Annotated in this window: 13 protein-coding genes and 1 pseudogene; 5 read left to right on the top strand and 9 right to left on the bottom strand. The window is 72.7% G+C overall.

Features of this window, described 5'->3' with window-relative positions:
* Window positions 1-16: 16 nt before the first annotated feature.
* Window positions 17-1,249, top strand: coding sequence for a phosphodiester glycosidase family protein (locus AB0J02_RS31815; protein ID WP_363197283.1), 1,233 nt, complete (start codon window positions 17-19; stop codon window positions 1,247-1,249).
* 6 nt (window positions 1,250-1,255) lie between these two features.
* On the opposite strand, the gene AB0J02_RS31810 is transcribed toward AB0J02_RS31815, so the two are convergent.
* From AB0J02_RS31810 to AB0J02_RS31780, 7 genes are all read right to left on the bottom strand, one after another.
* Window positions 1,256-2,836, bottom strand: coding sequence for a hypothetical protein (locus tag AB0J02_RS31810; RefSeq protein WP_363197282.1), 1,581 nt, complete (start codon window positions 2,834-2,836; stop codon window positions 1,256-1,258).
* Between the two features lie 107 nt (window positions 2,837-2,943).
* Window positions 2,944-3,138, bottom strand: a complete 195-nt coding sequence (locus tag AB0J02_RS31805) for a hypothetical protein (RefSeq protein ID WP_363197281.1) — start codon at window positions 3,136-3,138, stop codon at window positions 2,944-2,946.
* 111 nt (window positions 3,139-3,249) lie between these two features.
* Entirely contained in the window at window positions 3,250-4,107 is an 858-nt protein-coding gene (locus tag AB0J02_RS31800) for a phosphatidylinositol-specific phospholipase C/glycerophosphodiester phosphodiesterase family protein (protein WP_363197280.1), read from the bottom strand.
* A gap of 213 nt (window positions 4,108-4,320) precedes the next feature.
* Window positions 4,321-5,421, bottom strand: a complete 1,101-nt coding sequence (locus AB0J02_RS31795; protein ID WP_363197279.1) for an acyl-CoA dehydrogenase family protein — start codon at window positions 5,419-5,421, stop codon at window positions 4,321-4,323.
* On the bottom strand, window positions 5,418-6,602 hold the full coding sequence (locus tag AB0J02_RS31790) for an acyl-CoA dehydrogenase family protein (RefSeq protein ID WP_363197278.1): 1,185 nt from the start codon (window positions 6,600-6,602) through the stop codon (window positions 5,418-5,420). Before AB0J02_RS31790 ends, AB0J02_RS31795 begins: the two co-directional genes overlap by 4 nt.
* Entirely contained in the window at window positions 6,599-7,585 is a 987-nt protein-coding gene (locus tag AB0J02_RS31785; RefSeq protein WP_363197277.1) for an NADPH:quinone oxidoreductase family protein, read from the bottom strand. Before AB0J02_RS31785 ends, AB0J02_RS31790 begins: the two co-directional genes overlap by 4 nt.
* Window positions 7,586-7,693: 108 nt before the next feature.
* Entirely contained in the window at window positions 7,694-8,317 is a 624-nt protein-coding gene (locus AB0J02_RS31780; protein ID WP_363197276.1) for an XRE family transcriptional regulator, read from the bottom strand.
* A gap of 103 nt (window positions 8,318-8,420) precedes the next feature.
* Here AB0J02_RS31780 and AB0J02_RS31775 point away from each other — a divergent pair, with 103 nt between their 5' ends.
* Complete coding sequence (locus AB0J02_RS31775) at window positions 8,421-9,440, top strand: NAD(P)/FAD-dependent oxidoreductase (protein ID WP_363197275.1); 1,020 nt, start codon at window positions 8,421-8,423, stop codon at window positions 9,438-9,440.
* Between the two features lie 120 nt (window positions 9,441-9,560).
* Window positions 9,561-10,463, top strand: a complete 903-nt coding sequence (locus tag AB0J02_RS31770) for an SDR family oxidoreductase (protein ID WP_363197274.1) — start codon at window positions 9,561-9,563, stop codon at window positions 10,461-10,463.
* A gap of 23 nt (window positions 10,464-10,486) precedes the next feature.
* Here AB0J02_RS31770 and AB0J02_RS31765 read toward each other — a convergent pair whose 3' ends face one another.
* Together AB0J02_RS31765 and AB0J02_RS31760 are read right to left on the bottom strand one after the other, a co-directional pair.
* Window positions 10,487-10,918, bottom strand: a complete 432-nt coding sequence (locus AB0J02_RS31765; RefSeq protein WP_363197273.1) for a PPOX class F420-dependent oxidoreductase — start codon at window positions 10,916-10,918, stop codon at window positions 10,487-10,489.
* A 132-nt stretch (window positions 10,919-11,050) separates the two neighbouring features.
* A complete protein-coding gene (locus AB0J02_RS31760) occupies window positions 11,051-11,890 on the bottom strand; it encodes an enoyl-CoA hydratase/isomerase family protein (RefSeq protein WP_363197272.1) in 840 nt (279 codons plus the stop codon).
* 138 nt (window positions 11,891-12,028) lie between these two features.
* Between AB0J02_RS31760 and AB0J02_RS31755 the strand changes: the two genes are divergently transcribed.
* Together AB0J02_RS31755 and AB0J02_RS31750 are read left to right on the top strand one after the other, a co-directional pair.
* Window positions 12,029-12,622 carry a TetR/AcrR family transcriptional regulator gene (locus tag AB0J02_RS31755; protein WP_363197271.1) on the top strand — a complete coding sequence of 198 codons (594 nt, stop codon included), beginning with the start codon at window positions 12,029-12,031 and terminating at the stop codon, window positions 12,620-12,622.
* Window positions 12,619-13,941 (top strand): annotated as a pseudogene (locus AB0J02_RS31750) (MFS transporter); the annotation flags it as partial. The gene AB0J02_RS31755 and the pseudogene AB0J02_RS31750, both read left to right, overlap by 4 nt.
* Window positions 13,942-13,948 lie beyond the last annotated feature (7 nt).

The raw sequence follows: 13,948 nt of genomic DNA, 5'->3' as shown, positions 1-13,948 counted from the left end.
CTGCTGAACTCCGGTGATGCAGAGTCGAGTTGGCAAGAGACGCAGAAGTGTCCTGACAGCCCTGGCGATCGTGGGCGTACTGGGCGGAGCGGGCCTGACGGGCGCGGCACCGGCCAGTGCCGGCACGGCGGCCGGGCGGGTGGCGCCCGGGGTGACGTACACCGAGTTCGACCTTCCCGCCGCCAAGGGCACCGCCCATGCCCATGTCCTCACCGTCGATCTGCGCGACCCGCGCGTGCGCGTCGATCTGCTGCACCCGGGCGCGGTCGGGGCGCGCACCACCGTCTCCTCGATGGCCGACGCGACGGGCGCCGTCGGCGGGATCAACGGGGACTTCTTCAACATCACCGAGACCCAGCACCCGGGGGTCGAGGCGACCGGCGCCCCGGTCGGCCCCACGGTCGCGGGCGGCCGCGCCCTCAAGGCGGCCGTCCCGGACGGGCAGCGCTTCGGGCCCGCCCTGCCGCCGGGCACCTCCACCCGCGACGTGCTCGGGGTGGGCATCGACCGGCGGGCCCGGCTCGACAGCATGGCCCTGGACGGCTCGGTGCGTACGCGCGCGGACCGGCTGGCACTCGGCGGGCTCAACCAGTACGCGCTGCCGGTCGGCTCTGTGGGCGCGTTCACGCCGGAGTGGGGCAGCGTCTCCCGGGCCCGTGCCACCTGCGGCACGGACACGCAGCGGGCGGCGGCGTGCAGCACGGACACCTACGAGGTGACGGTGCGCCGCGGCCGGGTCGTCGCGGCGGCGGACACCCCCGGCAGCGGTCCGATAGCCCAGGGCACCACGGTGCTGGTGGGCCGGGAGGCCGGTGCGCAGTGGCTGCGGAAGCTGTCGGCGGGCGACCCGGTCCAGGTGCGGCACCGGCTTGTCGCCGCGCGGTCACGGGTCCCGTACCGGTTCGCTGTCGGCGGCTACCCGGTGCTGCGCGGCGGCGCCCCGCTGCCCGGCCTCGACGCGAAGACGTCCGCGGTCCGCACGGCCGCGGGCATCGCCGACCACGGGCACACCCTCCTGCTGCTCGCCCTGGACGGCGCGCCCGCGTACCGCACGGGCCTGTCGATCGCCGAAGTGGCCGGGACCATGAGGTCGTTGGGCGCCGACGACGCGTTCAGCCTGGACGGCGGCGGTTCGTCGACGCTGGTGGCGCGCGAGCCGGGGGCGGCCTCGGTCACCCTCCTCAACCACCCCACCGACTCCCCCGAGCGCGCCGTCGCCAACGGGATCGGGGTCTACTCGCGCCGCTAGAACCTGTCAGGCCCCGTCGCGCACGGCCACAAGACCGTTGAAGACACCGACGTACGCCGTGCCGTCGGGGCCGATGGTCACGGGCGCCCAGTTGTTGTCGTAGGCGACACCCGTTCCGGCGAGGCGCTTCCAGCGGGTCTCGCCGGTGCGGAAGTCGACCGCCGTGAAGTACCAGGCGTCGATGCCGAGGGAGTTGGGCTCCTTCGTGTAGAAGTACAGCAGCCCGTTGGCGGTGGAGAGCTTCGGCACGGTGGACGGGGAGCGCACGCCGCTCTCCCACACCGTGTCGCAGCCGCTGCCGTCGGCGCGTACGTCGATACGCGCGACCCCTCCGACGACGCTGCGCCCGAAGGTGAGCGAGGTGATGTTCTCGTAGCCGTAGTTGTTCTCGACGACGAGGCTGTCGCCGTGCGAGATGAGGGAGTTGTCGGTGGTGGAGGCGCCGGAGCCGAAGACCGGGACCTTGCACACGAGTCGCCGGTCCGCGGGGACGCCGGCGCCGCGCCGGTACACCAGGACGTTCATCCGGTCGTCGGCGTTGTCGGTGATGGCGACGTAGTCGTCCTCCTCGCCGAACAGGTCGGGGGTGGTGCCCGAACCCTGGTTCACCGAACCGGGCTTGGTGCCGGTGCCGCGGTCGTACGTCTGCCGCCAGACGACCTCCGGGGTGCCGTCGGCGGCCACGTCGAAGTCGTACAGGGCGTGGTCGGAGACGATGGAGACGCCGTCCTCGGCGACGGAGAAGGAGTTCTGGATCTCCTCACCTGCCAGCCGGACCGACTTGATGGCGCCGGTGGCGGGGTCGACCGTGCCGACGCGGCCCTGCCGGGTCACCCACCAGATGCGTCCCGTCCAGTCCGGCATGACGGAGGTGACGGGATCGCAGGTGCCGCTCGGGTACAGGTTCGACCAGCTCACACAGTCATGGGGAACCTGTCCCGTGAGGTCCCAGTCGTCGGTGACGACGAAGCGCCAACCGCCGTCCGCGGCCTGCTCGTGGGCGAGGCGCACGATGTGCTGGCGGGAGTCGGCGAGGACGAGGCGGTCCTGGTCGTCGAGGTAGGAGTAGGCGCCGCCCGACGTGTCCTTGAAGATCCTGGAGAAGTCGAGGCGCGTGATGGCCTCGACGGTGGAGGGGCGTTGCGGCAGCTGGTACTCGGCGAGAGTTCCGAGGCTGTGCGGGTCGAGGAGTTTGACGAGGAAGCCGGTGAAGGTGCCGCAGACGGTGACGATGCGGCCGGCTCTGTCGAACGTGACGGTGGCGCATTCGCCGCCGAGCGCGGCCATCTTCTCACTGGTGACGCTCGGCGTCGTCCCGTTCGGGCCGCTCCAGGGGTACGTTCCGCTGCCCCAGGCGTCCGCGTGCATCCCGCTGCGTCCGTTGGCGGCGAGGAAGGGGTGCTGGGCGGGGGCCTTGCCGGGCACGGGCCGCGGCGTGGCGGGGGCGCCGGCGTACTGCTCGACGAGCCGGTGCCCCGGCGCCTCGGGAATCTCGTCGGCACCGGCGCCCTGGGGCTGGGCGAGGCCCGCGGCCGTGAGGGTCAGGGCCACGGCCAGGGCACGGGCGAGGTTTCTTCGCTGCGGCATGCGCCCGAAGCTAGGTTCCGCCGCTTGAAGTGTCCATGCACATAGGGGTGTTGTTCACGAACCCGAAACGATCACGGATCGCGTCACGGATCATGTCATGGACCGGGTCACGGCTGGAGGCTGCTCACCAGCCCCGCGGTGGCGTTGATGCCGTCGTGGATGGTCGGGGCCACGGCGGTGCCCGAGAGCAGGAAGCCGAGCAGGACACAGACGACAGCGTGCGAGAGCTTCATGGCCCCGTTGCGCAACATGATCACCGCAACGATCACGAGCAGCAGCACGATGGAAATGGACAACGACACCGTCGAACCTCCTCCGCCACGCAGGCACCGTGGCTCTCGGCCGCAAGTGTGACGCAGCGGAGGGCATCCGCAGGGCTCTGACCTGTCCCCCGAACGGGTGTCAGATGTCGATCATCGATCGTGCGCGACGAGGAAGGCCTCGAGACCGGCGAGGTCGTCGGTGTTCAGGTGGTCGACATCGGCGGCGATCAACTCGGTCCAGACCGCGTCACGTTCGGGCCCGGCGACATCGGGCGTGGCCCAGAACCGCACCCGCTGTCCGCGGTCGTGCGCGGCGGAGACGATGGCGTGCAACTTCTCGCGCTCGGCCGCGGGGATCGGGCCGACGCCCTGCCAGCTGAAGAAGGTGGTCCAGTTGTCGCTGATCAGCGGGACGAACGAAGCCGGGGCAGCGGTGCCCAGGTCGGTGAGGCGCCCGTCGTAGAAGGCGCTGCGGGTGCGCTGCGCCTCCATCGGGGCGCGGGCGGCGCGGTCGCCGGAGACGACGGCGGTGACGGGTCCGGTGTGCACGCGCCCATGGGCGTACGCCGTGAAGAGGCCGCGATACCGGCGCAGTTGGCGGTCGAGTTCGAGGTAGGTCGCCGCACCTTCGGTCTTGATGTCGATCAGCAGCTGGAGCGGGGTGTGCCGCCCTTGGTGGACCGAGCCATGGTTTTCGCGCACACGGGCGGCCAGCGGGGCGAGGTAGAGGGATTCGAGGGTGCGGTTCGGGTCGAGGTCGACGGGGTCGTGGGCGACGAGCAGATCGCCGTCCACGAGGTAGATGTCGGCCTCGACACTGTTGAACCGGTGGTCCAGCGCGTCGAAGAGGGGCCGCGGGTGATCGTAGTCGTTGTGGGCGTGGGCCCGCAGGAGGGGCCGGGGTCCGGGCTTCCGTCCGGCGGCGTGGGCGAGTTGCGGCGTGCCGACGCCGACGGCGAGTGCGGCGGCGAGGGTGCCGAGGGCTCTACGGCGGGTGGTCCGGGCCATGCGTGCCTCCCGTAGTGGGCAGGTGGGGACACGGCGAGTATGCGGGGGGCCTGTCGACAAGTGTCAGCGCAGGCACGGGAGTTGGCTGAACTGCCACCCTCGGTTCACCACGGCGTCACGGGCCTGGTCGGCCGGAAATCAGTCGCGGCACGCAGCAGCGCCGCCGCCCGGCGCCTGCGTGGCGTCGGACGGCGGCGGGGTCGGGCCCTGGGCTCACGGCGCCCGGAGGTCGGCCAGTTCGGCCAGTTCCTCCCGGTGGCGGCCCGCGGTGCCGAGCGCAATCGAGTCGGCCTTGGCGCGCTTGAGATAGAGGTGGATCGGGTGCTCCCAGGTCATGCCGATGCCGCCGTGCAGCTGGAGCGCCTCCTCGGCGGCGCGCACCGCGACGGGCGCGGCGTACGCCTGGGCGACGGCCACCGCGATGTCGGTGTCGTCACCGGCGGTGGCGAGCGCGTCGGCCGCGTTCCGTGCGACGGCCCGGGTGTTGACCACTTCCAGCCAGAGCTGTGCGAGCCGGTGCTTGAGCGACTGGAAGGAACCGACGGGGCGGTTGAACTGGTTGCGCTCGCGCGTGTAGCGCACGGTTTCCGTCAACAGCCAGTCGGTGAGCCCGAGTTGCTCGGAGACCAGCAGTCCGGCTCCGGCCCGCAGGGCGCGGCGCACAGCGGGTGCGGCGTCGTCGGTGAGCAGGCGTCCGGCCGCGCCCGCGAACGTCACGGCGGCCAGTGGCCGCGTACGGTCGAAGGAGATCTGTGCCTCGACGGAGACACCGTCGGCCGTGGCGTCCACGGCGAACAGGCCGCTCGCCGTGGGCACGAGGAACACGTCGGCGGCGCCCGCGTCCGCGACCGCGGTGACCCGCCCGGTCAGCTCCCCGCCCGCTGCCCGTACGTCGCCGAACTTCCGCCCCGACGCCGCGGACAGCGGCACGGCGAGGGTGCCGACGGTGCGGCCGGAGGCGAGGGACGCGAGCAGCGTCCGCGCCTCGTCGGTGTCGCTGCCGAGCAGCGCCTCCGTCGCGATGACGGCGCTCGTCAGATACGGGACGGGCGCCACCGCCCGGCCAAGCTCCTCCAGGACGACCGCGGCCTCACGGTGCGAGGCGCCCTGGCCGCCGTGCTCCTCCGGGACGAGGAGCCCGGCGAGACCCATGCTCTCGGCCAGGTTCTTCCACAGGGCGCGGTCGTGCGGCTCGTCGGTCTCGACGCGGGCGAGCACCGCGGCGGCGCCGCAGTGGTCGGCGAGCAGGTCGCGGACCGCCGAGCGCAGCGCTTCCTCTTCCTCGGAGTACAGGAGATCGGGCTGTGTGCTCATCGGGCCAGGTCCTTCCAGGCGACGTCCTTGTCGGTGCGCGGCTCGGGCGGCAGGCCCAGGACGCGCTCGGCGACGATGTTCAGCAGGATCTCGCTGGTCCCGCCCTCGATGCTGTTGCCCTTGGCCCGCAGGTAGCGGTAGCCGGCCTCGCGGCCCGCGAAGTCGACGAGTTCGGGGCGCCGCAGGGTCCAGTCGTCGTACAACAGGCCTTCCTCACCGAGGAGTTCGACCTCCAGGCCACTGATCTCCTGGTTGAGGCGGGCGAAGCCGAGCTTCATCCCGGCGCCCTCGGGGCCGGGGTGCCCCGCGACCAGTTGCTGGCGCAGCCGCTCGCCGGTGACGCGGGCGACCTCGGCCTCGACCCAGAGCTTGACCAGGCGCTGGTGCAGGTCGGCGGTGCGCAGTTCGGGGCGCTCGCGCCAGGTCCTGGTGACCTTGCCGATGAGGCCGCCCTCGCGCGGGATGCGCATGCCGCCGATGGCGACGCGCTCGTTGTTGAGGGTGGTCTGGGCGACCTTCCAGCCGTTGCCGACCGCGCCGAGGCGGTGGGCATCGGGGATGCGGACGTCGGTGAGGAACACCTCGTTGAACTCGGCCTCGCCGGTGATCTGGCGCAGCGGCCGCACCTCGACGCCCGGGTCGGTCATGTCGCAGACGAAGTACGTGATGCCGCGGTGCTTGGGCACGTCCGGGTCGGTTCGGGCGATGAGGATGGCGAACCGGGAGTTGTGCGCGCCGGACGTCCACACCTTCTGCCCGTTGACGATCCAGTCCTGCCCGTCGCGGACGGCCCGGGTGCCGAGCGCGGCGAGGTCCGAGCCCGCGCCGGGCTCGCTGAACAGCTGGCACCACACCTCCTCGCCGGCCCAGAGCGGCTTGAGGAAACGCTGCTTCTGCTCCTCGGTGCCGTGGTGGAGGATGGTGGGGGCGGCCATGCCGAGGCCGATGCCGTTGCGTCGGGGGTCGTTGTCGGGGGCGCCCACTGCCTCCAGTTCGGCGTCGACGACGGCTTGCAGGGAGCGCGGCACGTCGAGACCGCCGAGGCCCTCCGGATAGTGCACCCAGGCGAGCCCTGCGTCGAAGCGGGCGCTCAGGAAGTCGGCGCGGGGGGTGGTGGCCGGCGGGTGCGCGGCCAGGAACTCCCGGGTGCGGGTGCGCAGTTGCGCGGCGTCGACGGTCATGCGGCGGCTCCTTCCTCGCGCGTGTTCAGCCCCGGGACGACGACGACACGGCCCGTGGTGACGCCGTCGGCGACGCGCTGCACGGCCTGCGCGGCGTCGGTCAGGTCGACGCGCTCGCTGACCAGCGGCTTGATGGCGCCGCGCGCGGCGAGATCGGTGAGCTGCTGGTGGCAGTGCGGGATCAGCTCGGGGTTCTTGGTGGCGTACAGGCCCCAGTGCAGGCCCATGATCGAGTAGTTCTTGACCAGGGCGTGGTTGAGCGCGGGGCTCGGGATGGTGCCGCTGGCGAAGCCGACGACGACGATCCGGCCCTCGAAGGCGACCGTCTTGGCGGACTGCGTGTACGCGTCGCCGCCCACCGGGTCGTAGATCACGTCGGCGCCGCGGCCGCCGGTGGCTTCCTTCACGGCGGCGATGACGTCCTCGCTGCGCCGGTCGACGACCACGTCACAGCCGAGCTCGCGGGCGACCTTGGCCTTCTCCGGGCCTCCGACGACGCCGATGACCCGGGCGCCCGCGGCCTTGCCGAGCTGGACGGCGGCGCTGCCGACACCGCCCGCGGCGGCGTGCACGAGCAGGGTCTCGCCCGCTTGCAGGTGCGCGCGCCGGTGCAGGCCGAACCAGCCCGTCTGGTAGCCGATGTGCAGTGCGGCCGTCTCGGCGTCGTCCAGGGCGTCGGGCGCGGGCAGCAGGGCCCGCGCGTCGGCGACGACGTACTCGGCGAGGCCGCCGTGCGGCAGTGCGGGGTTGGCGATCACGCGGCGCCCGTCCTCGGTCTCGCCGCAGATCTCCACGCCGGGCGTGAACGGCAGCGGCGGCCTGACCTGGTACTGCCCCTTGCACAGCAGCGTGTCCGGGAAGTTGATGTTGGCGGCGCGCACCTTGAGCAGCACCTGCCCCTCGCCGGGCACGGGACGCTCGACCTCTTCGAGGCGCATCACCTCGCGCGGCTCGCCGTTCTCGTGCACTTGCCATGCCTGCATGCGGGGCCTCCACCGAGTGCTGCGTCTCGCTACCGGGTTCAGCCGCATACTAAGCGGTCGCTTGCACTCCTGTGAATGCCCTGCCCGGCCCAGTCGGCCCCGTCCGGCTCAGTCCGCCGTGCCGCGTGTCGGCCGCGCCCGTACGTGCATCCGCTCGCCCTGCGGCCCGAAGAGGCTGAGGAACTCGACGGACCCCTCCCCCGTCGACCCGAACCAGTGCGGCACGCGCGTGTCGAACTCGGCGGCCTCGCCGGGACCGAGGACAACGTCGTGCTCGCCGAGGACGAGGCGCAGCCTCCCGGAGAGGATGTACAGCCACTCGTACCCCTCGTGCGATTTCGGGTCCGGCTGCCTTTTCCGCTCCGGCTCGATCACCTTGTACGCCTGGAGCCCGCCGGGCTGCCGGGTGAGCGGGATCATCGTCCGGCCGCAGTGCACGATCGGCTTCAGGCGCACGCGCGGGTCGCCGACCGGCGGGGCGCCGACCAGCTCGTCCAGCGGCACCTGGTGGGCGCGGGCGATCGGCAGCAGCAGCTCCAGGCTGGGCTTGCGCAGGCCCGACTCCAGGCGGGAGAGCGTGCTGACGGAGATGCCGGTGGTCTCGGAGAGTCCGGAGAGCGTGGCGCCGCGCTCCTTGCGCAGGGCACGCAGGCGCGGCCCGACGCCGGAGAGCACGGCGTCCATGCTCGCCTCGGTCTCTTCGTCTTCATGGTCAAGGACGTGCTGCTTCATACTTCTATTGCAGTTTCAGCAAGCCTGTTTGTCAATACGGCGAGACTGGGTGCATCTTCGGGAGCAGGAAGAAACAGGTTCTCAGCCGGACGAGGTGGTCACCATGCGCAATCAGGAACACAGCGGGAACGCGTACGACGTCGTGGTTGTCGGCGGCGGGGCCGCCGGCCTCTCGGCGGCACTGATCCTGGGTCGCTCGCGTCGCTCCGTGCTCGTCGTCGACGCGGGCGAGCCGCGCAACGCGCCGGCCGCGCACATGCACGGCTACCCGTCGCGGGACGGCATGGCACCCGGCGCATTCTTGGCCGAGGTGCGGCGCGAGGTCGCGGCGTACGGCGTGGAAATCGTCCGGGACCGGGTGACGGCGGCCGAGCCGGACGGGTCCGACGCGTTCGACGTCACGCTGGCGGACGGCGGCCGGGTGCACGCGCGCAGGCTCGTCGTCGCCACCGGCCTGGTGGACGAGCTGCCCGACCTCCCCGGCGTCGCCGAGCGGTGGGGCAACGATGTGATCCACTGCCCCTACTGCCACGGCTGGGAGGTGCGGGACCAGGCTATCGGCGTGCTGTACGGCAAGGCGTCGGGCAGCCACCAGGCCCTCCTGTTCAGCCAGTTGTCCGACGACGTGGCCCTGTTCCTGAACGGCGCCGACGAGAGCGAACTCCCGGACTCCGAATGGCAGATGCTGGCTGCGGCCGGGGTGAGCGTGGTGAGCGGCAAGCTCGACGGGCTCGTCGTGACCGACGACGCGCTGAGCGGGGTGCGGCTCGCCGACGGACGGGTGTTCGCGCGGTCGGTGTTCGTGGTGCCGCCGCGCATGACCCCGCGCAACGCGCTGCTCACCGCGCTCGGCGCCCGCACCAAGGAGACCCCGGCCGGGCCGTTCGTCGACGTGGACCCGACAGGTCTGACCAGCGTTCCGGGCGTCTGGGCCGTGGGCAACGCGGCGGGCCCCGCGGAGCAGGTGGTGAACGCGGCGAGCGCCGGGTACCGGGCCGGCGTCACCCTCAACGTCGAGCTGCTCCACGCCGACCTGGAGCGGGCGGCGGAGCGGCGCAGGAGCGGGGCGTTCTCGGCGGAGGGCGAGCGGGCGGTGGCCCGGGCCCGCGGGGCACGCGCCTGAGCGCTCCCAGGACGCGGCGCGTTCGGAGTGCTTCGGTCCTTCCGCGCGCATCGAGCATTTGGCGGGTGAAGTGCCGCGCGGGCATGGAGGGTTGAGCGTCGAAGCGGTATCCATGCCCGCATGACGTCCTCCAGCGCACCGCACGGGCTGCCCGCCCCTCCCCCGCTCGGCGCCGCGGCGCTGCCCCTCGGCACCTACGAGGGCCGGCTCGTCCTGGTGACCGGCGGCGGTACCGGCCTCGGCCGGGCCATCGCCGCGGAGTTCGCCCGGCTCGGCGCCGCCGTGCTGATCGTCAGCCGGCGGACGGAGCATCTGGCGCCCGCCCGCGAGGAGTTGGCGGCCATCGAGGGTGCCGGACCGGTCACGGCGGCGGCCTGCGACATACGAGATGCGGGGCGCATTGCCGAGGTCTTCGACGCGGCCGTGGCCGCGCACGGCCGCCTTCCGGACGTACTGGTGAACAACGCGGCCGCCAACTTCCCCGTACCTGCGGAGGACGTGACGCCGAACGGCTGGCGCTCGGTCGTCGACATCACGCTCAACGGAACGTTCTTCATGACCCGCGAGTTCGGCCGCAGGCATCTCGCCGCGGGCACGCCGGGCTCGGTGCTCGCCGTCGGCGCGTCGTACGCGTGGACGGGCGGACCGGGTTTCGCGCACAGCGCGGCGGCGAAGGCGGGCGTGAAGAACCTGGTGGAGACCCTGGCCGTGGAGTGGGGCCCGTACGGTATCCAGGTCAACGGCCTGGTGCCGGGCCTCATGCCGCACGACGACATGACGCCCAACATCCGCTCCCACCTCGACCACGCCGAGGACCCCGGACCCCGGCAACCCGCGCTCCGGGTGGGCGCGCCACGGGAGCTGGGCTGGGCCGCGACGTTCCTTGCCTCCCCCTACGCGCGGTTCGTCAGCGGGCACACCATGGTGGTGGACGGCGCGAACTGGCAGCGGCGCGGCTTGGTGAACGCACCCGTGACGACGGTGCGGGAGCAGTTGGGGCGCGGACCGTTCGAGGCCGGGTGACCGGGCGGCCCAGGGGGTGCAGATCAGCCGTTGCGCTGCCCGTACACGTGGTCGACGCTCATCTCCATCAGCACCCGGCGGTCGGACACCATGACCGACCGGTACTCGTCCCAGTCCGGGTGCTCGCCCGCGGCCCGGCGGTAGTAGTCGACCAGGGCGTCGACCTCCGGGCCGTGCGGGTCCGTGCCGGGTCCCGTGAGTTTCACGGCGCCCTCGGCGGTGGCCCAGGTGCGGGCGCCCGGGCCGGTGACCTCGAGCGCGGCGCGCGGATCGCGGCGCAGGTTCGCCGTCTTGGCGCGGCCCTCGGTCATCGACACGTAGAGCGTCTCGCTCTCCCGGTCGTAGAAGGGCGTGACCGGCGACAGCTGGGGGCGGCCGTCGGCCTTGAGTGTGGCGAGAACGCCGAGACGGCTCTCCGCGAGCAGGGTGCGGGGGTCGAAGGGTGCGGCGGTCATGATCACCTCTCCATCGGGCAGGGCCTCGGGCCGTGCGGGACTGTCCGGCCATCGTGACCCATCCGCCGCCGCCTCGGGACGAGGATCGATGGATCAGGTCACCTGCGCGACGCCGCCCTGCCGGTCGGTGACTCACGCGCCCCGGAACTCCGGCGGTCTGCGGCGGGCCTTCGCCGTGAAGCCCTCGGTCGCGTCGTCGGACGTGAGGGTGAGGGCCGCGCTCATGGCCACCCGGTCCAGGGCCGCGTCCAGCCCGTGGTCGGCGTAGGCGTCGATGTCCCGCTTGACGGACTGCACGGCGAGGGGCCCGTTCGCGGCGATCTCCGCCGCCACGTCGTGCGCGGCGCGTTCCAGCTCCTCGCCGGGTACGACCTGTTGCAGGAGATGGAGCCGGTGTGCGGTGTCCGCGTCAATGCGGCGCCCGGTGAGCGCGAGGAACTTCGCCCAGCCCGCACCCGCCTCGCGCGCGATCCGCAGATCACCGCCCGCGTCGACGGCGACACCCAACCGCGCCTCGGGCAGGGCGAACACGGCGTCGTCGGCCGCGATACGCACATCCGCCATCAGCGCGAGTTCGAACCCGAAGCCCAGGCAGTACCCCTGAACGGCCGCGACCACGGGCTGCGGCAACCGCGCGAAGGCGGCGAACCGCTCGTGCACCCAGCGGATGCCCTCGTAGTAGGCGCGGCTGCGCGCGGAGCCGCTCTCCCCCTCGATTCCTCCGCCCGGGGCGCTCACGTCGATGCCCGCGCAGAACGCCCGCCCCTCGGCCCGCAACAGGACGACGCGGACGCGGTCGTCGAACCGGATGCGGTCGGCCAGGACACCGAGTTGCCGGCTCGACTCCCAGCTCCAGGCGTTCAGCTTGGCCGGTCGGCAGAGCGTGAGGACGCCGATGCCGCCCTCCTCCACCTCCAGGCGCAGCCGCCGCGCCGCACCGTCGGGGATCCCGGTGTCGGTCGTGTCGATCATGCGGCCCCCTGCCGGTCGTTGATGGTGCGGCGGTGCTGGCGGCGCGCAGCGTAGCGGTGATTCCCGGCACCTTGAAGGGTTCGGCGGTCACCCGATCAAGGGTAGACAGTGTCTACGCGCATCGGGTAGACACTGTCTATGCAGACGGAGAGCACGAACGGCGGGCTTCGGGACCGCCTCATCGACACCGGCGTCGCGCTGGTGGACGCGGAGGGCGCGGCGGCCCTGTCGCTACGGGAGATCGCCCGCAGGGCAGGCGTCTCGCACGGCGCGCCCCGCCGATACTTCCCCACGCACCTGGAACTGCTGTCGGCGATCGCGCGGCGCGGCTTCGCGGACCTGGGGGCACGAGCGGCGGAAGCGGTGCGCGCCAGCGGGGCGGGTACGGCGGACCCGCGCGCGCAATTGGCCACACTGTCCCGGGTCTATCTCGACTTCGCGGCGCACCACCGAGGCATGTATGAACTGATGTTCCGTCACGATCTGCTGGAAAGCGGTGAACTGGGGCTACGCGAGACGAGTCTTCCCCTGTTCAAGATGCTCTCCGACCTGGTCGCGGCGGTGCGCCCGGATACCGAACCCACGGTCGTCGCGGGCGCGTTGTGGGCGAATCTGCACGGCGTGGCGCAGCTGTGGGGCTGGGGAAGCCTCCAACTCGCCGTCGGGGCGGACGACATCGAGCCGCTGCTCACCTCGGTGCTCGACGCGCATCTGGGGCCGGTGCCTCGATGAGTGTGCTGTCGTACCGCCGCGTCACACTCGCCGGCAGCGTCGTCGGGGCCGTCCTCGTCGCCCTCGACGGCACGGTTCTCACCATCGCCAGGCCCGCCCTCCAGCGCGACCTGGACGCGTCACTGGCCCAGGCCCAGTGGACCAGTACGGGCTATCTGATCGCGGTGGCGAGCCTGCTGGTCTTCGCCGGGCGGCTCGGCGACCGGTACGGGCACCGGCGGCTCTTCGCGATCGGCATGCTCGGCTTCGCGGCCATGTCCGCGGGCATCGGGTTCGCCCCGGGCATCGGCTGGGTGATCGCGCTGAGGGTCGTGCAGGGCGTGTGCGGCGCGCTGCTGCAGCCGGCGACGCTGGGCATGCTCCGCGCCGCGTATCCACCGGACGAACTGGGCATGCCGATCGCGCTGCGCACGAGCGCGATCGGCATCTCGGCCGCGGCCGGGCCCCTGGTCGGCGGCGTCCTGACGGCACATTTCGGCTGGCGCTCGGTGTTCTTCCTGGGGGTGCTGCCCGCGGTGGCGATCGCGCTGCTGGTCCTGCGCGAACGAGACCCGGAGCAATCGGCGGCGGCGCGGCCGCCCGGCCTGGACCCGGGCGGTGTGCTGCTGCTCGGCGCGGCGCTGGCCTGTTCGGTCACGGCCCTGGTCACCGCGCCCGACGCGGGGTGGTCGGCCGGCACGGGACTCGCCGTGGGCGGCGCGGCCGCCGCGACCGTGGCTCTGGTCCGGCACGAACGCCGTACGCCGAGTCCGTTGCTGCCGCCGTCCGTCGTGGCCTCACCGGTGGTCGTGTCGGCCCTCGCCATCCTGCTGGCCGCGTCGGCCGCCCTGTTCGGCACGTTGTTCGTGGCGTCGTACTTCCTCCAGGACGTCCTCGGGCTCGACGCCGTCGACACGGCCCTGCGCATGCTGCCCGCCGCGTTGTGCATGGTCCTCGCGGCGCCGCTCAGCGCGGTGCTGCTGCGCCGCTTCGGGGCGCGGGCGACGACGGGCACCGGCATGGTCGTCATGGCGGCCGGCGTGTTCGCCTTCGGCCGCCTCGACGACACGGCCACCGCCCTGGCCGTCGGGGCCTGCGCGTTCGCGATGGGCGCGGGCTTCGGCACGGTCATGGTCAGCGCGACCGAAGTGCTCGTGCGCCGGGCCGCCGCGGCCGACGCCGGGGTGGCGGGCGGACTCCAGCAGACGGCGATGAACGTGGGCCCGGCGCTCGGGGTGGCCGCCTCCACGACGCTGCTCGCGACGGGCCGGGACCTCACCGCGTCCATGGGCACGGCGCTGACCGTCCTCGCGGTCGTGACCTGCGCGGGCGCGGTGGCCGCACGAC

Origin of the sequence: Streptomyces sp. NPDC050264, assembly GCF_040655895.1 — a bacterium.
GTDB lineage: Bacteria > Actinomycetota > Actinomycetes > Streptomycetales > Streptomycetaceae > Streptomyces.
Note: the sequence above shows the minus strand (reverse complement) of the source record. Positions and strands in the feature narration are given on the sequence as shown.

Bases quoted from the DNA above. Each gene is read 5' to 3' on its own strand.
- AB0J02_RS31815 (WP_363197283.1), top strand. From the start codon at position 17: ATGCAGAGTCGAGTTGGCAAGAGACGCAGAAGTGTCCTGACAGCCCTG.
- AB0J02_RS31810 (WP_363197282.1), bottom strand. From the start codon at position 2,836: ATGCCGCAGCGAAGAAACCTCGCCCGTGCCCTGGCCGTGGCCCTGACC.
- AB0J02_RS31800 (WP_363197280.1), bottom strand. From the start codon at position 4,107: ATGGCCCGGACCACCCGCCGTAGAGCCCTCGGCACCCTCGCCGCCGCA.
- AB0J02_RS31795 (WP_363197279.1), bottom strand. From the start codon at position 5,421: ATGAGCACACAGCCCGATCTCCTGTACTCCGAGGAAGAGGAAGCGCTG.
- AB0J02_RS31790 (WP_363197278.1), bottom strand. From the start codon at position 6,602: ATGACCGTCGACGCCGCGCAACTGCGCACCCGCACCCGGGAGTTCCTG.
- AB0J02_RS31785 (WP_363197277.1), bottom strand. From the start codon at position 7,585: ATGCAGGCATGGCAAGTGCACGAGAACGGCGAGCCGCGCGAGGTGATG.
- AB0J02_RS31780 (WP_363197276.1), bottom strand. From the start codon at position 8,317: ATGAAGCAGCACGTCCTTGACCATGAAGACGAAGAGACCGAGGCGAGC.
- AB0J02_RS31775 (WP_363197275.1), top strand. From the start codon at position 8,421: ATGCGCAATCAGGAACACAGCGGGAACGCGTACGACGTCGTGGTTGTC.
- AB0J02_RS31770 (WP_363197274.1), top strand. From the start codon at position 9,561: ATGACGTCCTCCAGCGCACCGCACGGGCTGCCCGCCCCTCCCCCGCTC.
- AB0J02_RS31765 (WP_363197273.1), bottom strand. From the start codon at position 10,918: ATGACCGCCGCACCCTTCGACCCCCGCACCCTGCTCGCGGAGAGCCGT.
- AB0J02_RS31760 (WP_363197272.1), bottom strand. From the start codon at position 11,890: ATGATCGACACGACCGACACCGGGATCCCCGACGGTGCGGCGCGGCGG.
- AB0J02_RS31755 (WP_363197271.1), top strand. From the start codon at position 12,029: ATGCAGACGGAGAGCACGAACGGCGGGCTTCGGGACCGCCTCATCGAC.